This is a genomic window from Massilia sp. UYP11 (assembly GCF_050434805.1).
Classification (GTDB): Bacteria; Pseudomonadota; Gammaproteobacteria; order Burkholderiales; family Burkholderiaceae_D; genus Telluria.
On sequence record NZ_JBNDJE010000002.1, the window covers coordinates 530,115 to 547,040 of the forward strand.

The window sequence follows — 16,926 nt, forward strand, 5'->3', positions numbered from 1 at the left end:
CGTGATCAATATCAAACCATGCATGAGCAATAAACTTTTATCACTGCCGAGGTTGGTTTTACCTTTCCCAGTAGATTCACATCGACGAGATCATCGAATCGCGCCCTCGCCGCCTCTAGCGAAGGAAAACAAGACTTTTTCACGAAGGCTTTTGATTCCAACTATAGCCATGCGTCGATTTTCCATAATATTTAATATAATCATTTCACACGCGTATATTTTACGGCTGGCATGATGATAAGCAAGCTGATCGCTATCTTGATTCCACCAATGCGCCGGTTGGCGATGCCGTCGCGCCATTTGCGGCAGGCGTACGCGTGCATGTGCAGGGTGGCGAATGCGTTGACCCGATGGCATCCTCGCCAGGCGGCATCTGCGGGGTCGGCGCGCAGCCGCGCCAGCGGCCATGAAAAAAGCCGCCGCATTCCCATGCGGCGGCTTGTGCTCCGAAGTCGAGCTTAGCGTGCGATGGCAGGCGCCAGAGGCTGGCGTGGGGTACCGCCGCCACCGATGCTGGTCGCGCTATTGTTGTCGACCACGCTCAGGGCCTTCATGATGCGCTGGATGTCACGCACCCAGGCGGTGTTGCCCTGGACCTTCTGGTTCATGTCGAAGCCCCAGTCGCGCTTGAACTCGGCGCGTTTCGAACCGTCCGGACCGTCTTCGGCGCTGAAGTCGAAACCGGCCGCGTAGGTGTCGTCGACGATGTACGCGCCGTAGTTCTGCAGCGTCCACGCCAGTTGCTTGGCCGGCATGGTTTCCAGGCCCAGCGAGGCGATCGACGTGCTGCCCGGAATCGCCAGCAACGCGCCCATCTTCATGGCGGCGGGGGCGTTCTTGCCAGCGCTGCCGTACCAGCCGACCGCATAGCTGTCCGAGGTCGTCGCCGGCCAGCGCGAGCAGGCGCTGCGCGTCGGGCACTTGTACAGCGCTTCCTTGGCGTACACATTGACCTTCAGCGCATGACGCGGGCCGGTCGTGGTGCCTGGACGCAGCTCACCAAGGCGAATGCTGCCGCCGATGGCCGACAGGCCCGAGCCACCGTGCGCACCGGTGATGCCCGCGCCATACAGGTCGACATTGGCGAACTTGGCATAGGCCGTGGCCGGTCCTCCCGCGGTGCAGCGCGCCACTGGCTGGGTCTGCACCAGCGTGCGGCCATCCTTCAGCAGGAACACGGCCGAGCTGTTCTTGTTGCTGTTGGGAATGATGTAGTTGCTTGGCATCGGCACTTGGTACATCAGGCCGCCCGTCGCGGAGCAACGATTCTTGCCGGTCCAGGCGGCATTGCTGTAATTGATATTGACCAGCGGCGCGGTCGGCTTGAGGATGAGTTTCTCATCGTCGATGCCGGGCATGGCGGCCCAGATGTTGTTGCCCGGGTTCGGATTCAGGTTGGCGCGCACGAAGCGTGCCCCGCTACCGATCGGCATGTTCCAGATGCTGTTGCTTGCAAACGGTTGCTTGAGGGGATTGCGCGTACCTGAGGCGACCACGGTTGCCAGCGACTTGTTTCCACTGGGAACGTCGGTCGTACCCGCGGAGGTGGCGTCGGCGAACTGTCCATCCGGCGCGGCGTCGGTGACGGGCGCATCCGCCGTGTTGGTGGCGGCGCTGTCGGGAGCATAATCGGCAGGGCGAACTGCCGTTTCTACTTCTGCCAGGGAAACACTGGTCGGGTCAATCGAGGCAGAATCCCCACCACCACATGCGGCTAGTGCGGCAAACACAGGAGCAAGCACCATGAGTTTGGCTTTCGGATGGAGTCGAGTGGAATTGATCACAGAATCTTTCCTTACATAATGATGGAATGAGGTCATTGGAGGATTCCAATGGCCAATGAGTTCCATCAATCAAGGAAAATATTTTCTGCTGGCTATTTCATCAACTCAAATAAACAAAGATTATTCCCATTAAGAAATTGAACCAAGGGTAAAAATACGGAACAGATATTGATCGTTATGCGCGGGGAAACAAAGTTACCAACCGACATACTTTAGCCAGTACAGCATATAGACAGTGAATGACGGCCGAATTCGTCACCAATTGATGGCGAGATAGCGAACAACGAGGGGAAAGACGTCGGCCGATCGATGGCATGCCACCAATCGGCCGAATGTCGAATGATTGATCAGATCGAGATGATTGCTACACGTGAATCGACACACGCTGCAGATCGTCGCCTTGTCACGCTGGCGATCGCGCGCGACGGTCGAGCATGCACGTGCGCGCTCGCCGCTTCATGCGTCCGGCAGCCCGGCGCGCAGGGACGCCGGCAATGGCGCCGACTTGCCGAGCTTGAAATCGACCCAGACCACCTTGGCCACGCCGTCGGCATGCAGGTCGCCCGGTTCGCCGTCCGCCCCGACCAGGCGAATCTCGTGCGACACCTCGACGCTCGAGCGTCCCGGCGGCGCCACGAAGGTGCGCACCTCGATGTCGCCAGGATAGGTCAATTGCTTGAGGAAATTCATCGAGGCATTGACGATCACCGGCCCTTCGTCGCGCGAATCCGGCAGGCCGCCCACCTGTTCCAGCCAGGCGATGCGGGCCGACTCGATGTAGCGGAAATAATTCGTGTTATTGACATGCCCCATGGCGTCCATATCGCCCCAGCGAATCGGCATACGCATGGTGTGAACCAACTTCTTGCTGCTCATTCCCGTCCCTGCTTCCCAAAAGATTACTGCGCGGTCATCCCGTCATCGGCCGTGATGATGGCGCCATTGATGAAATGGGCTTCTTCCGCCGCCAGCAGCAGCAGCAGCCCGTCGAGGTCTTCCGGCTTGCCCGGCCGCTTGCGCGGCAACATCTCGATCAGCTTGCGGCCTGGCTCGGTGTCGAAATAACTCTCGTTCGAATCGGTGGCGATGTAGCCGGGACAGATCGCATTGACGTTGATCCCGTATTTGCCCCACTCCACCGCCATCGCCTTGGTCATCTGTACCACGCCGGCCTTGCTCATGCAATACACGCCGATGCGCGGCAACACCCGCAGGCCCGCGACCGAGGCGATATTGATGATGCGGTGCTGCTTGCGCGGGTCGCCCTTGGCGCGCGCGATCATGCGCTTGGCCGTCTGCTGGGCCATGAAGAAGGCGCCGCGCAGATTGGTGTCCATGATATAGCCATAGTCGTCTTCGCCGACATCCAGCAGACGCTGGGTGGACGAGACGCCGGAGTTGTTGACCAGGATGTCGATCGGTCCCGCCTCGGTCTCGGCGTGCGCGATCGCCGCCTTGATGCTGCCCAGGTCGGTCACGTCGAGGCGCACTACGTGCGCCGCCCCGCCGTCGGCCTCGATCTCGGCGCGCAGTTCCTTCAAGCGCTCGACCCGGCGCGACGCCAGCACGACCTGGGCCCCTGCGCCGGCCAGCGCCTTCGCGAAGCGCGCGCCGAGTCCGCTCGACGCGCCGGTGACCATCGCAATCTTTCCTTCAAAATTGACTTCGATTCCCACGTCCCGCTCCCCAATGCTGTCGTTCCGGCTAATTGCGAAAGCATAATGATCCCACAAATGTCCAGTATTAGATTGCCTCATCTAATATTGCCTTTACAATGGCCCGCAAGTTGCATTCAACCGTAAAAACACGCACACTCGTGCTATTTTTAAGATTGCCTCATTGAGAGCACACCGACAACCATGACAGAGACAACCAACCTCCTCGAACAATACGGACCGCGCGAAGCCATGGAATACGACGTGGTGGTCGTCGGCGGCGGCCCTGCCGGCCTGTCCGCGGCGATCCGGCTCAAGCAGCTGGCGGCCGAAAAAGGCCAGGAAGTATCGGTCTGCGTATTGGAGAAAGGCGGCGAGCTGGGTGCCCACATCCTGTCGGGCGCGGTGATGGACCCGCGTGCGCTGAACGAACTGATTCCTGACTGGAAGGAAAAAGGCGCGCCGCTGAACACGCAGGTCACGGAAGACCGCGTCATGTTCCTGACCGAGACCCGCTCGTTCTCGACGCCCGTGTTCGCCATTCCGCCGGCGCTGAAAAACCACGGCAACTACATCGTCTCGCTCGCCAACGTCGTGCGCTGGCTGGGCCAGCAGGCCGAAAGCCTGGGCGTGGAAATCTTCCCGGGCTTTCCGGCCGCCGAGATCCTGTACCACGAGGATGGCTCGGTCAAGGGGGTGGCCACCGGCAATATGGGCGTCAACCGCGACGGCGAGCCGGGCGCGGACTTCCAGCTCGGCATGGAGCTGCATGCCAAGTACACCTTCTTTGCCGAAGGTTCGCGTGGCCACCTCGGCCGCCAGCTGATGGCGAAGTACGACCTGAACAAGGGCAAGGATCCGCAGACCTATGGCATCGGCATCAAGGAGCTGTGGGAAATCGACCCGGCCAAGCACCAGCCGGGCCTGGTGATTCATACGGCCGGCTGGCCGCTGCCGAACGACACCTATGGCGGCTCGTTCCTGTACCACCTGGAAAACAACCTGGTCGCGGTCGGCTATGTGGTGGGACTGGGTTACCAGAACCCCTACCTGTCGCCGTACGAGGAATTCCAGCGTTATAAAACCCACCCGGACATCCGCGGCTTCTTCGAAGGCGGCAAGCGCATCTCGTATGGCGCGCGCGCCATCACCGCGGGCGGTTTGCAATCGCTGCCGAAGACGGTGTTCCCGGGCGGCGTTCTCATCGGCTGCGACGCCGGCTTCCTGAACACCAGCCGCATCAAGGGCAGCCACGCCGCGCTCAAGACCGGCATGCTGGCCGCCGAGGCCGCCTTCGCGGCGCTGGGCGAAGGCCGTGCGGCGGACGAATTGACCGCCTTCCCGGCCGCCTTCGAACAATCGTGGCTGCACGAAGAGCTGCACATCGCGCGCAACTTCAAGCCATGGATGAGCAAGGGTCTGGTCCTGGGCACGATCATGACCGGCATCGATCAGATCGTGTTCCGCGGCAAGGCGCCATGGACCCTGCACCACCACCATGCCGACCATGAAGCCTTGCGCCCGGCGTCGCACTACAAGCCGATCGCCTATCCCAAGCCGGACGGCAAGCTGACCTTCGACAAGCTGTCGTCGGTGTTCATCTCGAACACCAACCACCGCGAGGACGAGCCGATCCACCTGACGCTCAAGAATCCGAGCGTGCCGGTCGATGTCAACCTGGCCAGGTATGCCGGCCCGGAACAGCGTTACTGTCCGGCCGGGGTGTACGAATTCGTCAAGCGCGAGGACGGCGGCGACCGGTTGCAGATCAATGCCCAGAACTGCGTGCACTGCAAGACCTGCGACATCAAGGATCCGACCCAGAACATCGTCTGGGTCACGCCGGAAGGTGGCGGCGGCCCCAACTATCCGAACATGTAGGGAGCATCCATGGCGACCGGCATGCCGCACACCCGAATGCATGCCGTAGCGGCCGCCTGCCTGCTCGCCGCCGCGTTCACTTGCCCGCCCAGCCTGGCCCAGGACGGCACTGGGCCGGCGCCCGCTGCACAAGTGCAATTACGCACCGCCGTCCTGCTCAGCCACGCGATGGCGGTCGAGCCGAACATCACCTACCTGCATGCGAGCGGACAGGCGCTCAAGCTCGATGTCTACCGCCCCGCGCGACGTCCCACGCAAGAGAGCACGGCCCGCCTGCCGGTGGTGCTGCACTTCCACGGCGGCGGCTGGGTGGCGGGCAACCGCGAAAGCCGCGCGCTGGCCGCCCTTCCCTATCTGCAGATGGGATTTGCCTTCGTCAACGTGCAATACCGCCTGGCCAATGCGGCGCTGGCCCCGGCCGCCGTCGAAGACGCACTGTGCGCGCTGCAATGGGTCGGCCTCAATGCCGAGCAATACCGCTTCGACCTGGAGCGGGTGGTCACCACCGGCGATTCGGCCGGCGGCCACCTGGCGCTGGCCACGGCCATGATTCCCGGCGATTCGCCCTTCGCCAATCAATGCGCGTTCAACGAAGAGAGCTGGAGCGGCCCATACCGGAACGCCGCGCCGAAGGTGAAGGCCGTCGTCAACTGGTATGGCATCACCGATGTGGCCGACATGCTGCAGGGTCCCCATATCCGCTCGTATGCGGTGGGCTGGTTCGGCAGCCTGCCGCAGCGCGCCGCGCTGGCCAGGGAGTTGTCGCCGCTGAGCCATGTGCGCCGCGGCGGGCCGGCGGTGTTCACGATCCATGGCGACGCCGACAAGCTGGTGCCGTATGCCCACGGCGTGCGCCTGAAAAGCGCGCTCGACAAAATGGGCGTGAGCAACGTGCTGCATACGGTCGAGGGCGGCGGCCATGGCGGTTTCAGCCCCGAACAGCAGGTCGTCATCTTCGACGGGATCCAGTCCTTCCTGCGCCAGCAAGGCATCATTCCGGCGTTGCGCTGACCCCTCGTCATACTGCTGACTTTGTCTGATAAATCCTACGACGTCGCCATCAATCCGCTGATTGGCGGGGTCCGCCATCGGCGTAGCATGGGTCTTCCACGCACCAGTGCCAGGAGTCGAACATGGGTGAAAACAAAGGACATGGCGATAAGGCGCCAAGCTATCCCGAGCTGGACGAGATGGGATCGGCAGCGAGCCGCGCCGGCTCGAGCGCCGGCAATCAGCAGCGCGCTGAGAGCGAGCAGGACGCCGGCCTGCGGCAAGACGGCAATCTCCAGGGCAGTCAGCGGCAAGCCGGCGCCAGCCATCAAAGCGCTGGCGGACAACGGCAGGGCCAGCAGAAGGGGGGCCAGCATGCGTCGGGTGGAATCCCGGCATCCGACGACCTGAACGGCGAGCAGGACAAGGCCCGTTGACGTGGCACCGACCACGCGTGGCGCGGTCCGCGATGCGGGCCGCGCCTGTTGCCGTGTGCTGTTACGGTGCGCCTGGCGCGCGCGTGGCGCTGCTGGCGTCGACGCCAAGCCACTTGAGAGACAGCCGGCGCAGTGTGCCGTCGGCGCGCGCGTCGTCGAGTATCTTGTCGACCGCCGCCTTGAGTTGCGGATTGCCCTTGCGAATTGCGACGCCGATGCGCGCCTCTTCGCCCACCTGCGGACCGGCCTTGATCGGCAACGCCGAATGCTTCAGCAGATAACCCACCATCAGGCTGCCGTCGAGCGAGGCGTCGATACGGCCGAAGGCGAGGTCTTGCAGGTTCTCGGGCACGGCCGGGTAACGCTTGACCTCGATCCCCTTCACTCCCCTGGCCCGCTGCTCGAACACGCTGCCCGCGCGCACCCCCAGCTTGCGGCCCTTGAGGTCGTCCAGGCTGCGGTAGGTGGCGCGCTCGTTCTTGCGCACGATGAGCTGGAAGCGCGAATAGGTGTAGGGAACCGAAAAGTCGAAGGCCCGCTCGCGCTCGGGCGTGATGATCACCTGGCTGATGGCGGCGTCGACCTTGCCCGAGGACACCGCCGGCAGGATCGCGCTCCATTCGGTGAGCACGAACTGCGGCGCGAGTTTCAGCCCGGCGGCGACCAGGCGCCCGACTTCGACGTCGTAGCCGGTCAGCTGGCCGCTGTTCGGATCCTTGAAACTAAAGGGCGGATACGTGCCCTCGACGGCGATGCGCAGGGTGCCGCGGGCCTTCGCCCCGCTCATCAGGTCGGCGGCACGCGCCGCCGGCGGCAGCAGAACCGTGACCAATGCCGCCGCCACGAATCGGCGCCGCCGTTCCTTGCGCCGTTGCTCCTTCATTGCCTCGTCCATCGACTCCGACCCTGTACAGCCGTCAATGGCACTTTATAACCGAAAAACAGGCTCGGTGACTAGCCGCGCAGGTCGATTCGCTTCTGCTCACGCGCCGAACGGTACACAGCCTCGATGATGCGGATATCGCGCAAGCCTTCCTCGCCCGGCACGATGGTCTCGCGGTTTTCCTTCACGCATTGCGCCATATGGTCGAGCTGGCCGACCCACTGGTTGGCAGTCGGTCCCGGCGCTGGCGTGACCAGGGTCTTGTCGCTGCGCTCGGCGCCGACCCACATGCGCTGGCCGCTGTAGGCGGTAGCGGGTTCCAGTTCAATCCGTCCCTTGTCGCCCATCAGCACGAACTGGTTACGGTTGGCGCTGTACATCGACATGCACGAACCGATGACGCCGGACGGGAATTCGAGCTGGAAATCGATCATGTCTTCGACCTCGCGAAAGCGCGGGTCGCTGCGATCGGTGGTTTCCTTGGCAAATACGGCCACCGGCTCCTCGCCGGTCATGTAGCGCGCCGCCTGCAGCGCGTAGATGCCGATGTCCATCAGCGAGCCGCCGCCCGATTGCGCCTTCTTCATGCGCCAGGCGTTCGGGTCGCGCGCGACGAAACCGTGTTCGGAGCGGAAGTAGCGCAGTTTGCCGATGGCGCCGCTACGCGCCAGGCGGATCGCCTCGACGTTGTGCGGCTCGAAGCGCGAGCGATAGCCCAGCATCAGCTTTTTGCCGGCCTTGCGGCAGGCGGCAATCATCCGTTCGCATTCGGCCACGCTCAGCGCCATCGGCTTTTCGCACATCACGTGCTTGCCGGCCTGGGCGGCGCGGATCGTGTATTCGGCATGCATGAAGACCGGCAGGCAGATATAGACGATGTCGATGTCGGGATTGTCGCGGATGCCGTCATAGTTCTGGTAATCGTAGATGCCGCGCTCGGGCACGCCATATTCGAGCGCCACCTTCTTCGCCTTGGCCGGATCGCCGCTGACCAGCGCCACCAGGCGGCTGTGCCGGCATTCCTTGAACTGGGGGATGATGCGTCCCAGCCCATAACCGCCCAGGCCAACGACCGCATAACCCAGCTTGCGTTCGGGATTGGCCCAGGCCGGCATGCCCACCGCGCCGGCCGCCAGCACACCACCTGCGGCCATGACCAGGCCGCGCCGATTCAGGTCGATCATTCAGGTCTCCTTGCAGAATGTGTCGTTCGAATACCGTGCCGGTCGCGCGGCGCGGCGGGTTACCATTGCTTCCTTAGAACCTATCCCGGTAGGTGGGAGGAAGTTCATGTCGATGCATGGCGGGCGTGAGCAAGGCGCGAGGAGGCCGCATGGCGAGCCATGCAACGACGAGCAACGCAGCGCACGCTTGCCAGGCGCGGCAGGAACAACTCTCACCTACCGGGATAGGTTCTTAGTAAGGATACAATTGATTCGATTGAAATGGTAGCGTTAACACAGCGCGAGCCATCCCAAGCATTCACCAGGAGACCTATTGATGACCCGATCCCGTCCATTGCGCCGCATCCACCCCCTTCGCGTCCTGCTCGCGACTGGCCTCGCCGTCGCCCTGCCCGCCGCCGCCATGGCCGCCAGCTGCAGCGGCAGGCCGCCGGCGGGCGAACTGAAGGCCGAACGGATCGCCGCGATCAAGCCGTCGCGCAGCGAGCCCGGCCTGTACGAGGGACCGGTATGGATCAAGGATGCGCTGTACTTCTCGGACTTCGGCTTCAGCGAAGGGTTTCCTTCGCGCGTGCGCAAGTTCTCGCCCGACGGCGCGGTGAGCACGGCGCTCGAGGATGCCGGCAGCAACGGGCTGGCCGTCGACGCCAGCGGCGCCCTGGTCGCCGCGACCCACAAGTACAAGGCCATGTCGCGCTATGACATCGCGACCGGACAACGCACCGAGGTCGCCGCGCGCTACCAGGGCCGGGTCTTCAATTCGCCGAACGACATCGCGATCGCGGCCGATGGCGCCATCTACTTCACCGACCCGGATTACCAGAAGGCCGCGGCGCCCGGCGGCCAGCCGGTGACCGGCATCTACCGCATCGCACCCGACGGCGCCGTCACGCTGGTGGACGGCACGCGCAAGAATCCGAACGGCATCGCGCTGTCGCTGAACGGCGACACCCTGTACGTGAACGCGAGCGACGGCGCGGTGCGCGCCTACCCGATCAGGGACGGCGTGCCGCAGCCAGGCCACGATGTGATTCGTGGCATCGACAACGGCGACGGCATGACGCTCGACTGCCATGGCAACCTGTACGTGACCGAGCATGGACCGAAGCGCGTGCGCGTGTTCACGCCGCAGGGCCGCGAGCTGGCGACGATCCGGACCGACGCCAACGTCACCAACGTGGCCTTCGGCGGAGCCGACGGCAAGACCCTGTACATCACCGGCGCCGGCGCCGTGTGGCAGGTGCGGCTGGACGTGACCGGCCTGCCGTACTGATTACCAGGCGCGGCGGCCGGCGGCGCCGAAATGGTGGCCGGTCACCAGCGTCGTGCTCTGCACCAGCGTCGACAGGCCGAGGATCAGCTGCACCAGCGTGTCGTCCGGCAGCACCCAGATCTGTCCGCGCGGCTGCTCGGCACGGGTGGCGGCCATGATCAGCGGCGCGATCCACGCGGCGTCGTCGTCGACGTCGAGCACGATCGCGTCTTCGGTCGTCTGCATGTGCACGGTGCCGCCTTCGGCCAGCGTGAAGCAGATGCCGACGCCGGTCTCTTGCGGCCGGATCAGCTCCTGCATGGCGGCGTTGTGTTCGTCGATCCAGAGTTCGACGTCCTGCGGCGTCTCGAGATGCGTCCAGGGGCGGGGTTTGAAACGGGGTTGGTCGGACGAGAGAGTCATGTGCTGCGCGCTTGAAGAAACGGTCCCTATCTTAAGTGATTTCGGGCGGGCGCGCCCGGCCCTGGCAGCGCTTCCTGCCACACCCGGCTGTGTGACAATGCTTGTACGACAACAACAAAGGTCTTCCCGGTGAAAGCTCTCCTTGCCGCCTGTGTGTTTTCTCTCGCGGCGCTCGCCGCCGCTCCTGCCGCTGCCGCCGCCCCGCCGCCCTACGTCCTGGCCAATACCGAAGTACGCGACGTCCGCGCCGGCGCCCTGGGGCGCGACTACCAGGTCTTTGTCGCCCTGCCGGATTCCTATGCCACGAGCAAGCGTGCCTACCCGGTCGTGTTCGTGGTCGACGCCGACTACGCCTTCCCGGTCGTGCGCAATATCGCCTCGCGCCTGAGCCGGCACGCGGGCATGGAAGAAGCCATCGTGGTCGGCCTGTCGTATGCCAAAGGCGACGCCGCCGTCTTCAGCCGCCGCCGCGACTATACGCCGACCACCCCGCGCACGCATGCCTACCGCTCCGACATGCCGGGACGGGCGCCCGCCTTCGGCGAAGCGTCGGCCTATGGCCGCTACCTCACCGGCGAGGTGTTTCCCTTCATCGCCCGCCACTACCGCGCCGACATGGGGCGCAAGATCTTTGTCGGCCATTCCTACGGCAGCCTGCTCGGGCTGCAGATGATGCTCGATGCGCCGCGCAGCTTCGACCACTACATCCTCGGCAGCCCCTCGCTATGGTTCGACGCCGGCATCATGTTCGAGCGCGAACGCGCCTATGCGGCGCGCAACAAGGACTTGCCGGCCAGCGTGTCGTTCGGCATCGGCAGCCTCGAGACCCTGGCGCCCGGCAAGAAGCGCTCGCGCTCGGAAGAGGAGGCCGACATGGTGGCCGACCTGCGCGAATTCGATGCGGCGCTCAAGGGCCGCGGCTACCGGCATCTGCGCACGCGCCTCAAGGTGTTCGCCGACGAGGACCATGCCAGCGTCTTGCCGATGGTCGTCACGCATGGCTTGCGCGATTACCTGGCGACGCGCAAGCGCTGAGGTGCGCTACGACAGGTCGAGCGTGACCAGTCGCACGAGCACGCGTCCATCTTCGACCAGCAGTTCGCCGACCGAGACCGGCAGCGTGAAGCGGCGCCGTCCGGCGCTGCCGGGATTAACGTAGAGCACGCCGCCACGCTCCTCGCAGGCGCTCTTGTGCGAATGGCCGGCCACGACCACGCGCACGCCTTGCGCGGCCGGATCGATGGCGAGCTCCTTGAGGTCGTGCAGCATGTGGATGGTGACGCCGCCCAGGCGCAGGGTGACGGTGTCGGGCAAGGCGTGGGCCCAGTCGCCGTGGTCGTTATTGCCGCGCACGGCGGTCAATGGCGCCAGCCGGCGAGCTGGTCGAGAATGGCCGCGCCGACGATGTCGCCGGCATGGAGGATGTGGTCGCTGCCGCGCAGGAAATCGAGCGCCTGCGCTCGCAACAGCCCGTGCGTGTCGGAAATCAAGCCGATGCGCACGGGCCGGGTCGCGCTCAGCGCCGCTTGCTGCCGACCATCTTGGCCGTGGTATAGATCGAGTACAGCGCGGCCAGGCCGACCACCACGTAAACGATGCGGGTTGCCGGGGTGCCGGGACCGAACAGCGTGGCGACCATGTCGACGTCGAACAGGCCGACCATCGCCCAGTTGAGGCCGCCGATGATCAGGAGCGCCATCGCGATGTAGTCGACGGCAGACATGGCCGAGCGCTCGCGCGCGTGGACGTGGACGCGGCGGTCGGTATTGGACCGGCGGTCCATGGTTGGTGCATTGATAGTTGCCATCACAGCCTCCTTGGAAAGACGTGGGACAGCCGGGGCGTCCTGCCCCGGCACTTGACAACAAGTCTATCCCAAGTTATCGGACACGTTCGCACGCATCGGCGCGATGGCGAATCATCCCTTCCAGGAGCGCTCCAGGCCGGTGTCCGCATGGATCCAGCCGCCGCGCGGGCCGGAGCGGTAGTAGTAGCCGACCCCGCCGCCACGGAAGCTCTTGATCAAGCCGCCGAGCACTTCTTCGTTCAGGCCGGCGATGCGGATATCGGCCGCCTTCCCCACCATGTGCAGCGACTGGCGCGCGGCCGGGATACCCGCTTCGCGCAGGCGCGCGTTCGATGCCGGCGAGCGGTAGCCCGACAGGATCTCGAGCGGCTGCAGCAGGCCGTAGCGGGCGATGAAGGCCTGGGTGCTCCACAGCATCTCGAGCAGCTTGGGGTCGATCTTGGCGGTGGCCTTGCCGTTCACGTCGCGCAGCAGATGGCACAACTGCTCGTAGGCGGAATCGATGACTTCGCCATCTTTCCAGTACAGCACGCTGGCGCGTTCGCCGCTGGCTGGACGGGTCACGGACAGGGTGCGCGGCTTGACCCAGAAATCCAGGTCCAGCGCTTGCGAGTCGAACAGGTCGGGCGGCGGCTGGAGGTCGGTGGCGGCGGCGGCGGCGAGCGGCGCGCCGAGGGCGCCCAGCGCGGCCAGGCGGGCACTATGATGAAGAAAATCTCTGCGTGAAGCCATGGGGCGGATCCGTTACTCGACAATTGCGATAGCGCGTACTATAGCGTATCCGACAAGCGTGCAGAAGGATTCAGGAAGCGTGCAAATGTTATCGCTTTGTTGCGCGTAGGCGCCAGGCGCCGGCAGCTATCCGGCGCAGTTGCAGAAGCGCTTGCGCGCCGCCGGATCGCAGGCGCCGTCCAGGCGTTTCCACAGCAAATCGCATTCGAGGCCGAAGCAGGCCTTGTCTTTCCCGGCATTGATGTAGCCGAGGCGCTCGAAAAACATGCTCGCGCCCGCCGGGCTGTGCAGGTGCAGCTTGCTGATGTTCCAGGTGCGCGCCTGCTGCTCCACCGCATCCAGCAGCGCGCGGCCGATGCCGCGGCGCAAGGTGTCGGGCGACACGTAGCACAGCGCCAACTTGCCGGCCGGCGTCAACAGGGTGAGCCCAACCAGCACGCCATCGTTTTCGGCGACCACCGAATAATTGGAGGGCGAGGAAAACCAGGCGACGACGTTGGCCGGCGTTTTGTTGCCAAGCCAGGCGCCGAGCACGCCCGGCTGGCCCTGGTGGTCGGCACGGCAGCCCTCTTCGATCGAACGGCGCAGCAGATCGCAGGCGGCCGTTGCATCGTCAGGGACAGCCCTGCGGATTTCAATACGCGTGGACATCAATCATCAACTTGGAAACAGACATGAACGAACGATGACGGGCATCGCACGACCTCGACTATACACCGAAAGTAAGAAACCCTGCTGGCGCAACGGTCAAACGCGTTCGCCTTATAACCATATGACGAAACTATTGTTCCGTTTAACGGAAGAATTAGGGAACATGCACTCTGTCACTACTATTTTTCACAAGAGAGAACACACAATGCGCGACACCACTCCGAACATGCTGCGCCGCTCGATCCTGGCACTGACCCTGGCGCTCGGCGGCGCACTGCCCCTCCACGCCAGCGCGGCCAATGCCGAACTGCTGAACGTGTCCTATGACGTGGCGCGCGAGCTGTACAAGGAAGTCAACCCGGCCTTCATCGCCTCGTACAAACAGCAGACCGGCCAGACCGTCACCATCAAGCAGTCGCATGGCGGCTCGAGCAAGCAGGCGCGCGCCGTGGCCGATGGCCTGGCGGCGTCGGTGGTGACCATGAATCAGGCCAATGACATCGACATGCTGGCCGACCGGGGCTTGGTGGCGAAAGACTGGGCCAAGAAGTTCCCGAACAATGCGGCGCCGTATTACTCAACCATGGTGTTCCTGGTGCGCAAGGGCAATCCGAAACAGGTGCGCGACTGGCAAGACCTGGCGCGTCCGGGCGTGAGCGTCGTCATCCCGAATCCCAAGACCGCCGGCAACGGCCGCTATACCTATCTGGCGGCCTGGGGCTCGGTGATCAAGAAAGGCGGCAACGAAGCGCAGGCGCGCGACCTGGTCGCCAAGATCTTCAAGAACGTGCCGATCCTGGACGCCGGCGGCCGCGCGGCGACCACCACCTTCACCCAGCGCCAGATCGGCGACGTGCTGGTGACGTTCGAGAACGAAGTGAGCATGGTGCGCCAGGAATTCGGCAACGATTTCGAAGTCGTCTACCCAGGCACGTCGATCCTGGCCGAGTCGCCGGTCGCGGTCGTCGACAAGGTGGTCGACCGCCTCAAGATCCGCCAGCCGGCCACCGCCTACCTGAACTTCCTGTACTCGCCCGCGGGCCAGGAAATCGGCGCCAAGCACTTCATGCGCGTGCGCTCGGAAGCAGTGATGAAGAAGTATGCGGCCAACTACAAGCCGATCGCCCTGTTCACCGTGGACGAGGTGTTCGGCGGCTGGACCGCGGCCCAGAAACGCCACTTCAATGATGGCGGCGAGTTCGACAAGATCTACCAGGCCAAGTAACGACCTTCGACACGAAACAGCCCCGCCGCGTGCGGGGCTGTTTCGTTTGGTCTGCACATAAATTAGTCACTCGACATTTCTGTGCGACATACTTTGTTAATCCTTTGAATTGACAACGACACATTTCCGACAAAAAACGACTTCCCCTAGGGGAATTTGCTCGTGCGCCATAGACATACGGCTGGGATGGATGATATTGTCTTTAATCTAGTTGCCCCAGGGAAGCACTGATTTATTCTGGCGCGCTGCAATCGGTCACGAAAAATGTGCCCAGCAAGGCCTCGCCGGCCGCGCACAAACCGCAGCGATACCCCGTGGTATCGCGAGGATTTGCAACGCCGCTGGGCGCATTTTCTCGTGGCCGAGTGCGCCGCCATGAATGAATCAATGCTTCCCTAGCGATAGATGTTGATCCTGCGCCGCCCGGCGCCCTGACGTCAACTTCAACCCCAGATCCCAGACAAAGAATGATTAAGAAACTGTTCGCAACGGTCCTGATGACCTTTTCGGCTGCGGCATTCGCCGTCCCGTTCGGTTCGCAATCGGTGCTCGTGGTGGAGGACGATACCGGCAAGATCTTGCTTGAGAAAAATGCCGATGCGGTCGTGCCGATTGCCTCGCTGACCAAGCTGATGACGGCGATGGTCGTGCTCGACGCCAAGCTCGACATGGACGAGATGATCGAGATCGACCGCGACGACGTCGACCGCGTCAAGTTCAGCAGCTCGCGCGTGCCGGTCGGCGCCAGCATCACGCGCCGCGACGTGCTGCACCTGGCACTGATGTCTTCGGATAACCGCGCCGCCGCCGCCCTCGCCCGCACCTTCCCGGGTGGTAAAGAAGGCTTCAAGGCCGCCGTGCGCCGCAAGATCCGCGCACTGGGCATGAGCCAGACCGAGATCGAAGAACCGACCGGCCTGTCCCCGCACAATCGTTCGACCGCGGCCGACCTGGTCAAGATGGCGTCGGCCTCGGCCCGCTATCCGGAAATCGTGCGCATGACGACCGAGACCCGCGAGATCATCGACATCAACGGCCGCGGCGTCGAATACCGCAATACCAACCGACTGGTCGGCGCCAAGGGCTGGGACGTCGGCCTGTCCAAGACCGGCTTCACCAACGAAGCCGGCCGCTGCCTGATCATGAACATCACCGCCGCCGGCAAGAAGGCGACGCTGGTGCTGCTCAATGCCAACGCCTCGTCGGCGCGCATCCTGGATGCGCTGAACATCCGCCGCTTCATCACGGGCGACGAGCCGGTAAGCCGGGTGGCGCGCGCCGCGGGCGGGCCGCGCATCAAGGCCAGCGCCGGCAGCGCCAAGGCCAAGGCCCGCGCCAAGTCGAAGGCGTCGAAAGCCAAGGTGACCAAGAAGCGCGTCAAGGCCAAGGTCAAGGTCACGCGCAAGCGCCGCGACTAAAGTCGCATCGTCCCAATGACAAAGAGGCCGCAAGGCCTCTTCGTCATTCGAGCGGCGCGCTGCGTGCCCCGGGCGGCCGGACCGGCTTTGCCAGGCAGTGGGCGCTGAAGTTCTTCCTGTCCGTCACATCTGCGGCCCAGTCGCGCAAGTCGAACAGCAACTCCCGGCCTGCCAGCAGCGGCCTGCCGTCGCCCTTGTCGCTGTCGACCCAGCCAAGAACACGGCCCGGCGCATCATATTCGTCGGTCAACGTGTAACGCAATCTTGCGCCGTCGCGCAACTGCAGGTAGACGAGATTGCGCAGCTGGTTGGGAAACCCATCGCCCTGCGCCCCAGCCGACAGGCGCCGATTCAGGATGCCAGCCAGCGCCACCTGCCTGGCGGTGTCGCCAACCGTCTTGAACGTGCACCCCTGCAGCGCCAGCATGGCTTCGGTCAACGGTGCGCGTGTGAAGATACCGGACGGGAACAGGACGACCGTCGCGGAGGCGATCTGCTCGCCGTCGAGCGGCATATCCGGTGCTGCCCCGGCAGCCTGCGCGTCGACCATGAACGATCCCAGGCACAGCGACAGCAAGGTTGCGGCAAGTCGCATGACGAACTC

The 16,926-nt window shown here is 64.0% G+C and carries 18 protein-coding genes and 1 pseudogene; 7 read left to right on the top strand and 12 right to left on the bottom strand.

Annotated elements, in window-relative coordinates; genetic code table 11:
- Positions 1-200 precede the first annotated feature (200 nt).
- The 4 genes from ABIB38_RS05860 to ABIB38_RS05875 form a co-directional block, all read right to left on the bottom strand.
- A complete protein-coding gene (locus ABIB38_RS05860; RefSeq protein WP_429202571.1) occupies positions 201-431 on the bottom strand; it encodes a hypothetical protein in 231 nt (76 codons plus the stop codon).
- A 27-nt stretch (positions 432-458) separates the two neighbouring features.
- Complete coding sequence (locus tag ABIB38_RS05865) at positions 459-1,433, bottom strand: hypothetical protein (protein WP_429202573.1); 975 nt, start codon at positions 1,431-1,433, stop codon at positions 459-461.
- A gap of 807 nt (positions 1,434-2,240) precedes the next feature.
- Positions 2,241-2,660 (bottom strand): acyl-CoA thioesterase, encoded by a 420-nt coding sequence (locus ABIB38_RS05870; RefSeq protein ID WP_429202575.1) that lies wholly within the window; start codon positions 2,658-2,660, stop codon positions 2,241-2,243.
- Positions 2,661-2,683: 23 nt separating this feature from the next.
- Positions 2,684-3,460 carry an SDR family oxidoreductase gene (locus ABIB38_RS05875; protein ID WP_429202577.1) on the bottom strand — a complete coding sequence of 259 codons (777 nt, stop codon included), beginning with the start codon at positions 3,458-3,460 and terminating at the stop codon, positions 2,684-2,686.
- Positions 3,461-3,643: 183 nt separating this feature from the next.
- On the opposite strand from ABIB38_RS05875, the gene ABIB38_RS05880 reads away from it, so the two are divergent.
- The 3 genes from ABIB38_RS05880 (at position 3,644) to ABIB38_RS05890 (ending at position 6,747) form a co-directional block, all read left to right on the top strand.
- A complete protein-coding gene (locus tag ABIB38_RS05880) occupies positions 3,644-5,320 on the top strand; it encodes an electron transfer flavoprotein-ubiquinone oxidoreductase (protein ID WP_429202579.1) in 1,677 nt (558 codons plus the stop codon).
- 21 nt (positions 5,321-5,341) lie between these two features.
- Entirely contained in the window at positions 5,342-6,331 is a 990-nt protein-coding gene (locus ABIB38_RS05885; protein ID WP_429202581.1) for an alpha/beta hydrolase fold domain-containing protein, read from the top strand.
- Positions 6,332-6,453: 122 nt separating this feature from the next.
- Entirely contained in the window at positions 6,454-6,747 is a 294-nt protein-coding gene (locus tag ABIB38_RS05890) for a hypothetical protein (RefSeq protein ID WP_429202582.1), read from the top strand.
- Between the two features lie 61 nt (positions 6,748-6,808).
- Here the strand turns inward: ABIB38_RS05890 and ABIB38_RS05895 are convergent, their stop codons facing one another.
- The gene (locus ABIB38_RS05895) at positions 6,809-7,630 is read right to left on the bottom strand and encodes a transporter substrate-binding domain-containing protein (protein ID WP_429202584.1); all 822 of its coding nucleotides are present in this window, start codon (positions 7,628-7,630) and stop codon (positions 6,809-6,811) included.
- Between the two features lie 71 nt (positions 7,631-7,701).
- Positions 7,702-8,814 carry a Gfo/Idh/MocA family protein gene (locus ABIB38_RS05900; protein ID WP_429202586.1) on the bottom strand — a complete coding sequence of 371 codons (1,113 nt, stop codon included), beginning with the start codon at positions 8,812-8,814 and terminating at the stop codon, positions 7,702-7,704.
- 316 nt (positions 8,815-9,130) lie between these two features.
- On the opposite strand from ABIB38_RS05900, the gene ABIB38_RS05905 reads away from it, so the two are divergent.
- The gene (locus tag ABIB38_RS05905) at positions 9,131-10,087 is read left to right on the top strand and encodes an SMP-30/gluconolactonase/LRE family protein (protein ID WP_429202588.1); all 957 of its coding nucleotides are present in this window, start codon (positions 9,131-9,133) and stop codon (positions 10,085-10,087) included.
- On the opposite strand, the gene ABIB38_RS05910 is transcribed toward ABIB38_RS05905, so the two are convergent.
- Positions 10,088-10,489, bottom strand: coding sequence for a hypothetical protein (locus tag ABIB38_RS05910; RefSeq protein ID WP_429202589.1), 402 nt, complete (start codon positions 10,487-10,489; stop codon positions 10,088-10,090).
- Between the two features lie 129 nt (positions 10,490-10,618).
- On the opposite strand from ABIB38_RS05910, the gene ABIB38_RS05915 reads away from it, so the two are divergent.
- Complete coding sequence (locus ABIB38_RS05915; protein ID WP_429202591.1) at positions 10,619-11,524, top strand: alpha/beta hydrolase; 906 nt, start codon at positions 10,619-10,621, stop codon at positions 11,522-11,524.
- Between the two features lie 6 nt (positions 11,525-11,530).
- Here ABIB38_RS05915 and ABIB38_RS05920 read toward each other — a convergent pair.
- From ABIB38_RS05920 to ABIB38_RS05935, 4 genes and pseudogenes are all read right to left on the bottom strand, one after another.
- Positions 11,531-11,991 (bottom strand): annotated as a pseudogene (locus ABIB38_RS05920) (metallophosphoesterase family protein).
- 14 nt (positions 11,992-12,005) lie between these two features.
- On the bottom strand, positions 12,006-12,296 hold the full coding sequence (locus ABIB38_RS05925) for a DUF378 domain-containing protein (RefSeq protein ID WP_429202593.1): 291 nt from the start codon (positions 12,294-12,296) through the stop codon (positions 12,006-12,008).
- Positions 12,297-12,407: 111 nt separating this feature from the next.
- Positions 12,408-13,028 (bottom strand): YcbK family protein, encoded by a 621-nt coding sequence (locus ABIB38_RS05930; RefSeq protein WP_429202595.1) that lies wholly within the window; start codon positions 13,026-13,028, stop codon positions 12,408-12,410.
- 126 nt (positions 13,029-13,154) lie between these two features.
- A complete protein-coding gene (locus tag ABIB38_RS05935) occupies positions 13,155-13,679 on the bottom strand; it encodes a GNAT family N-acetyltransferase (RefSeq protein ID WP_429202596.1) in 525 nt (174 codons plus the stop codon).
- 205 nt (positions 13,680-13,884) lie between these two features.
- On the opposite strand from ABIB38_RS05935, the gene ABIB38_RS05940 reads away from it, so the two are divergent.
- A complete protein-coding gene (locus ABIB38_RS05940; protein WP_429202598.1) occupies positions 13,885-14,904 on the top strand; it encodes a sulfate ABC transporter substrate-binding protein in 1,020 nt (339 codons plus the stop codon).
- Between the two features lie 467 nt (positions 14,905-15,371).
- Entirely contained in the window at positions 15,372-16,322 is a 951-nt protein-coding gene (locus ABIB38_RS05945) for a serine hydrolase (RefSeq protein WP_429202600.1), read from the top strand.
- Between the two features lie 43 nt (positions 16,323-16,365).
- On the opposite strand, the gene ABIB38_RS05950 is transcribed toward ABIB38_RS05945, so the two are convergent.
- Positions 16,366-16,917 carry a hypothetical protein gene (locus tag ABIB38_RS05950; protein WP_429202601.1) on the bottom strand — a complete coding sequence of 184 codons (552 nt, stop codon included), beginning with the start codon at positions 16,915-16,917 and terminating at the stop codon, positions 16,366-16,368.
- Between the last annotated feature and the right edge of the window lie 9 nt (positions 16,918-16,926).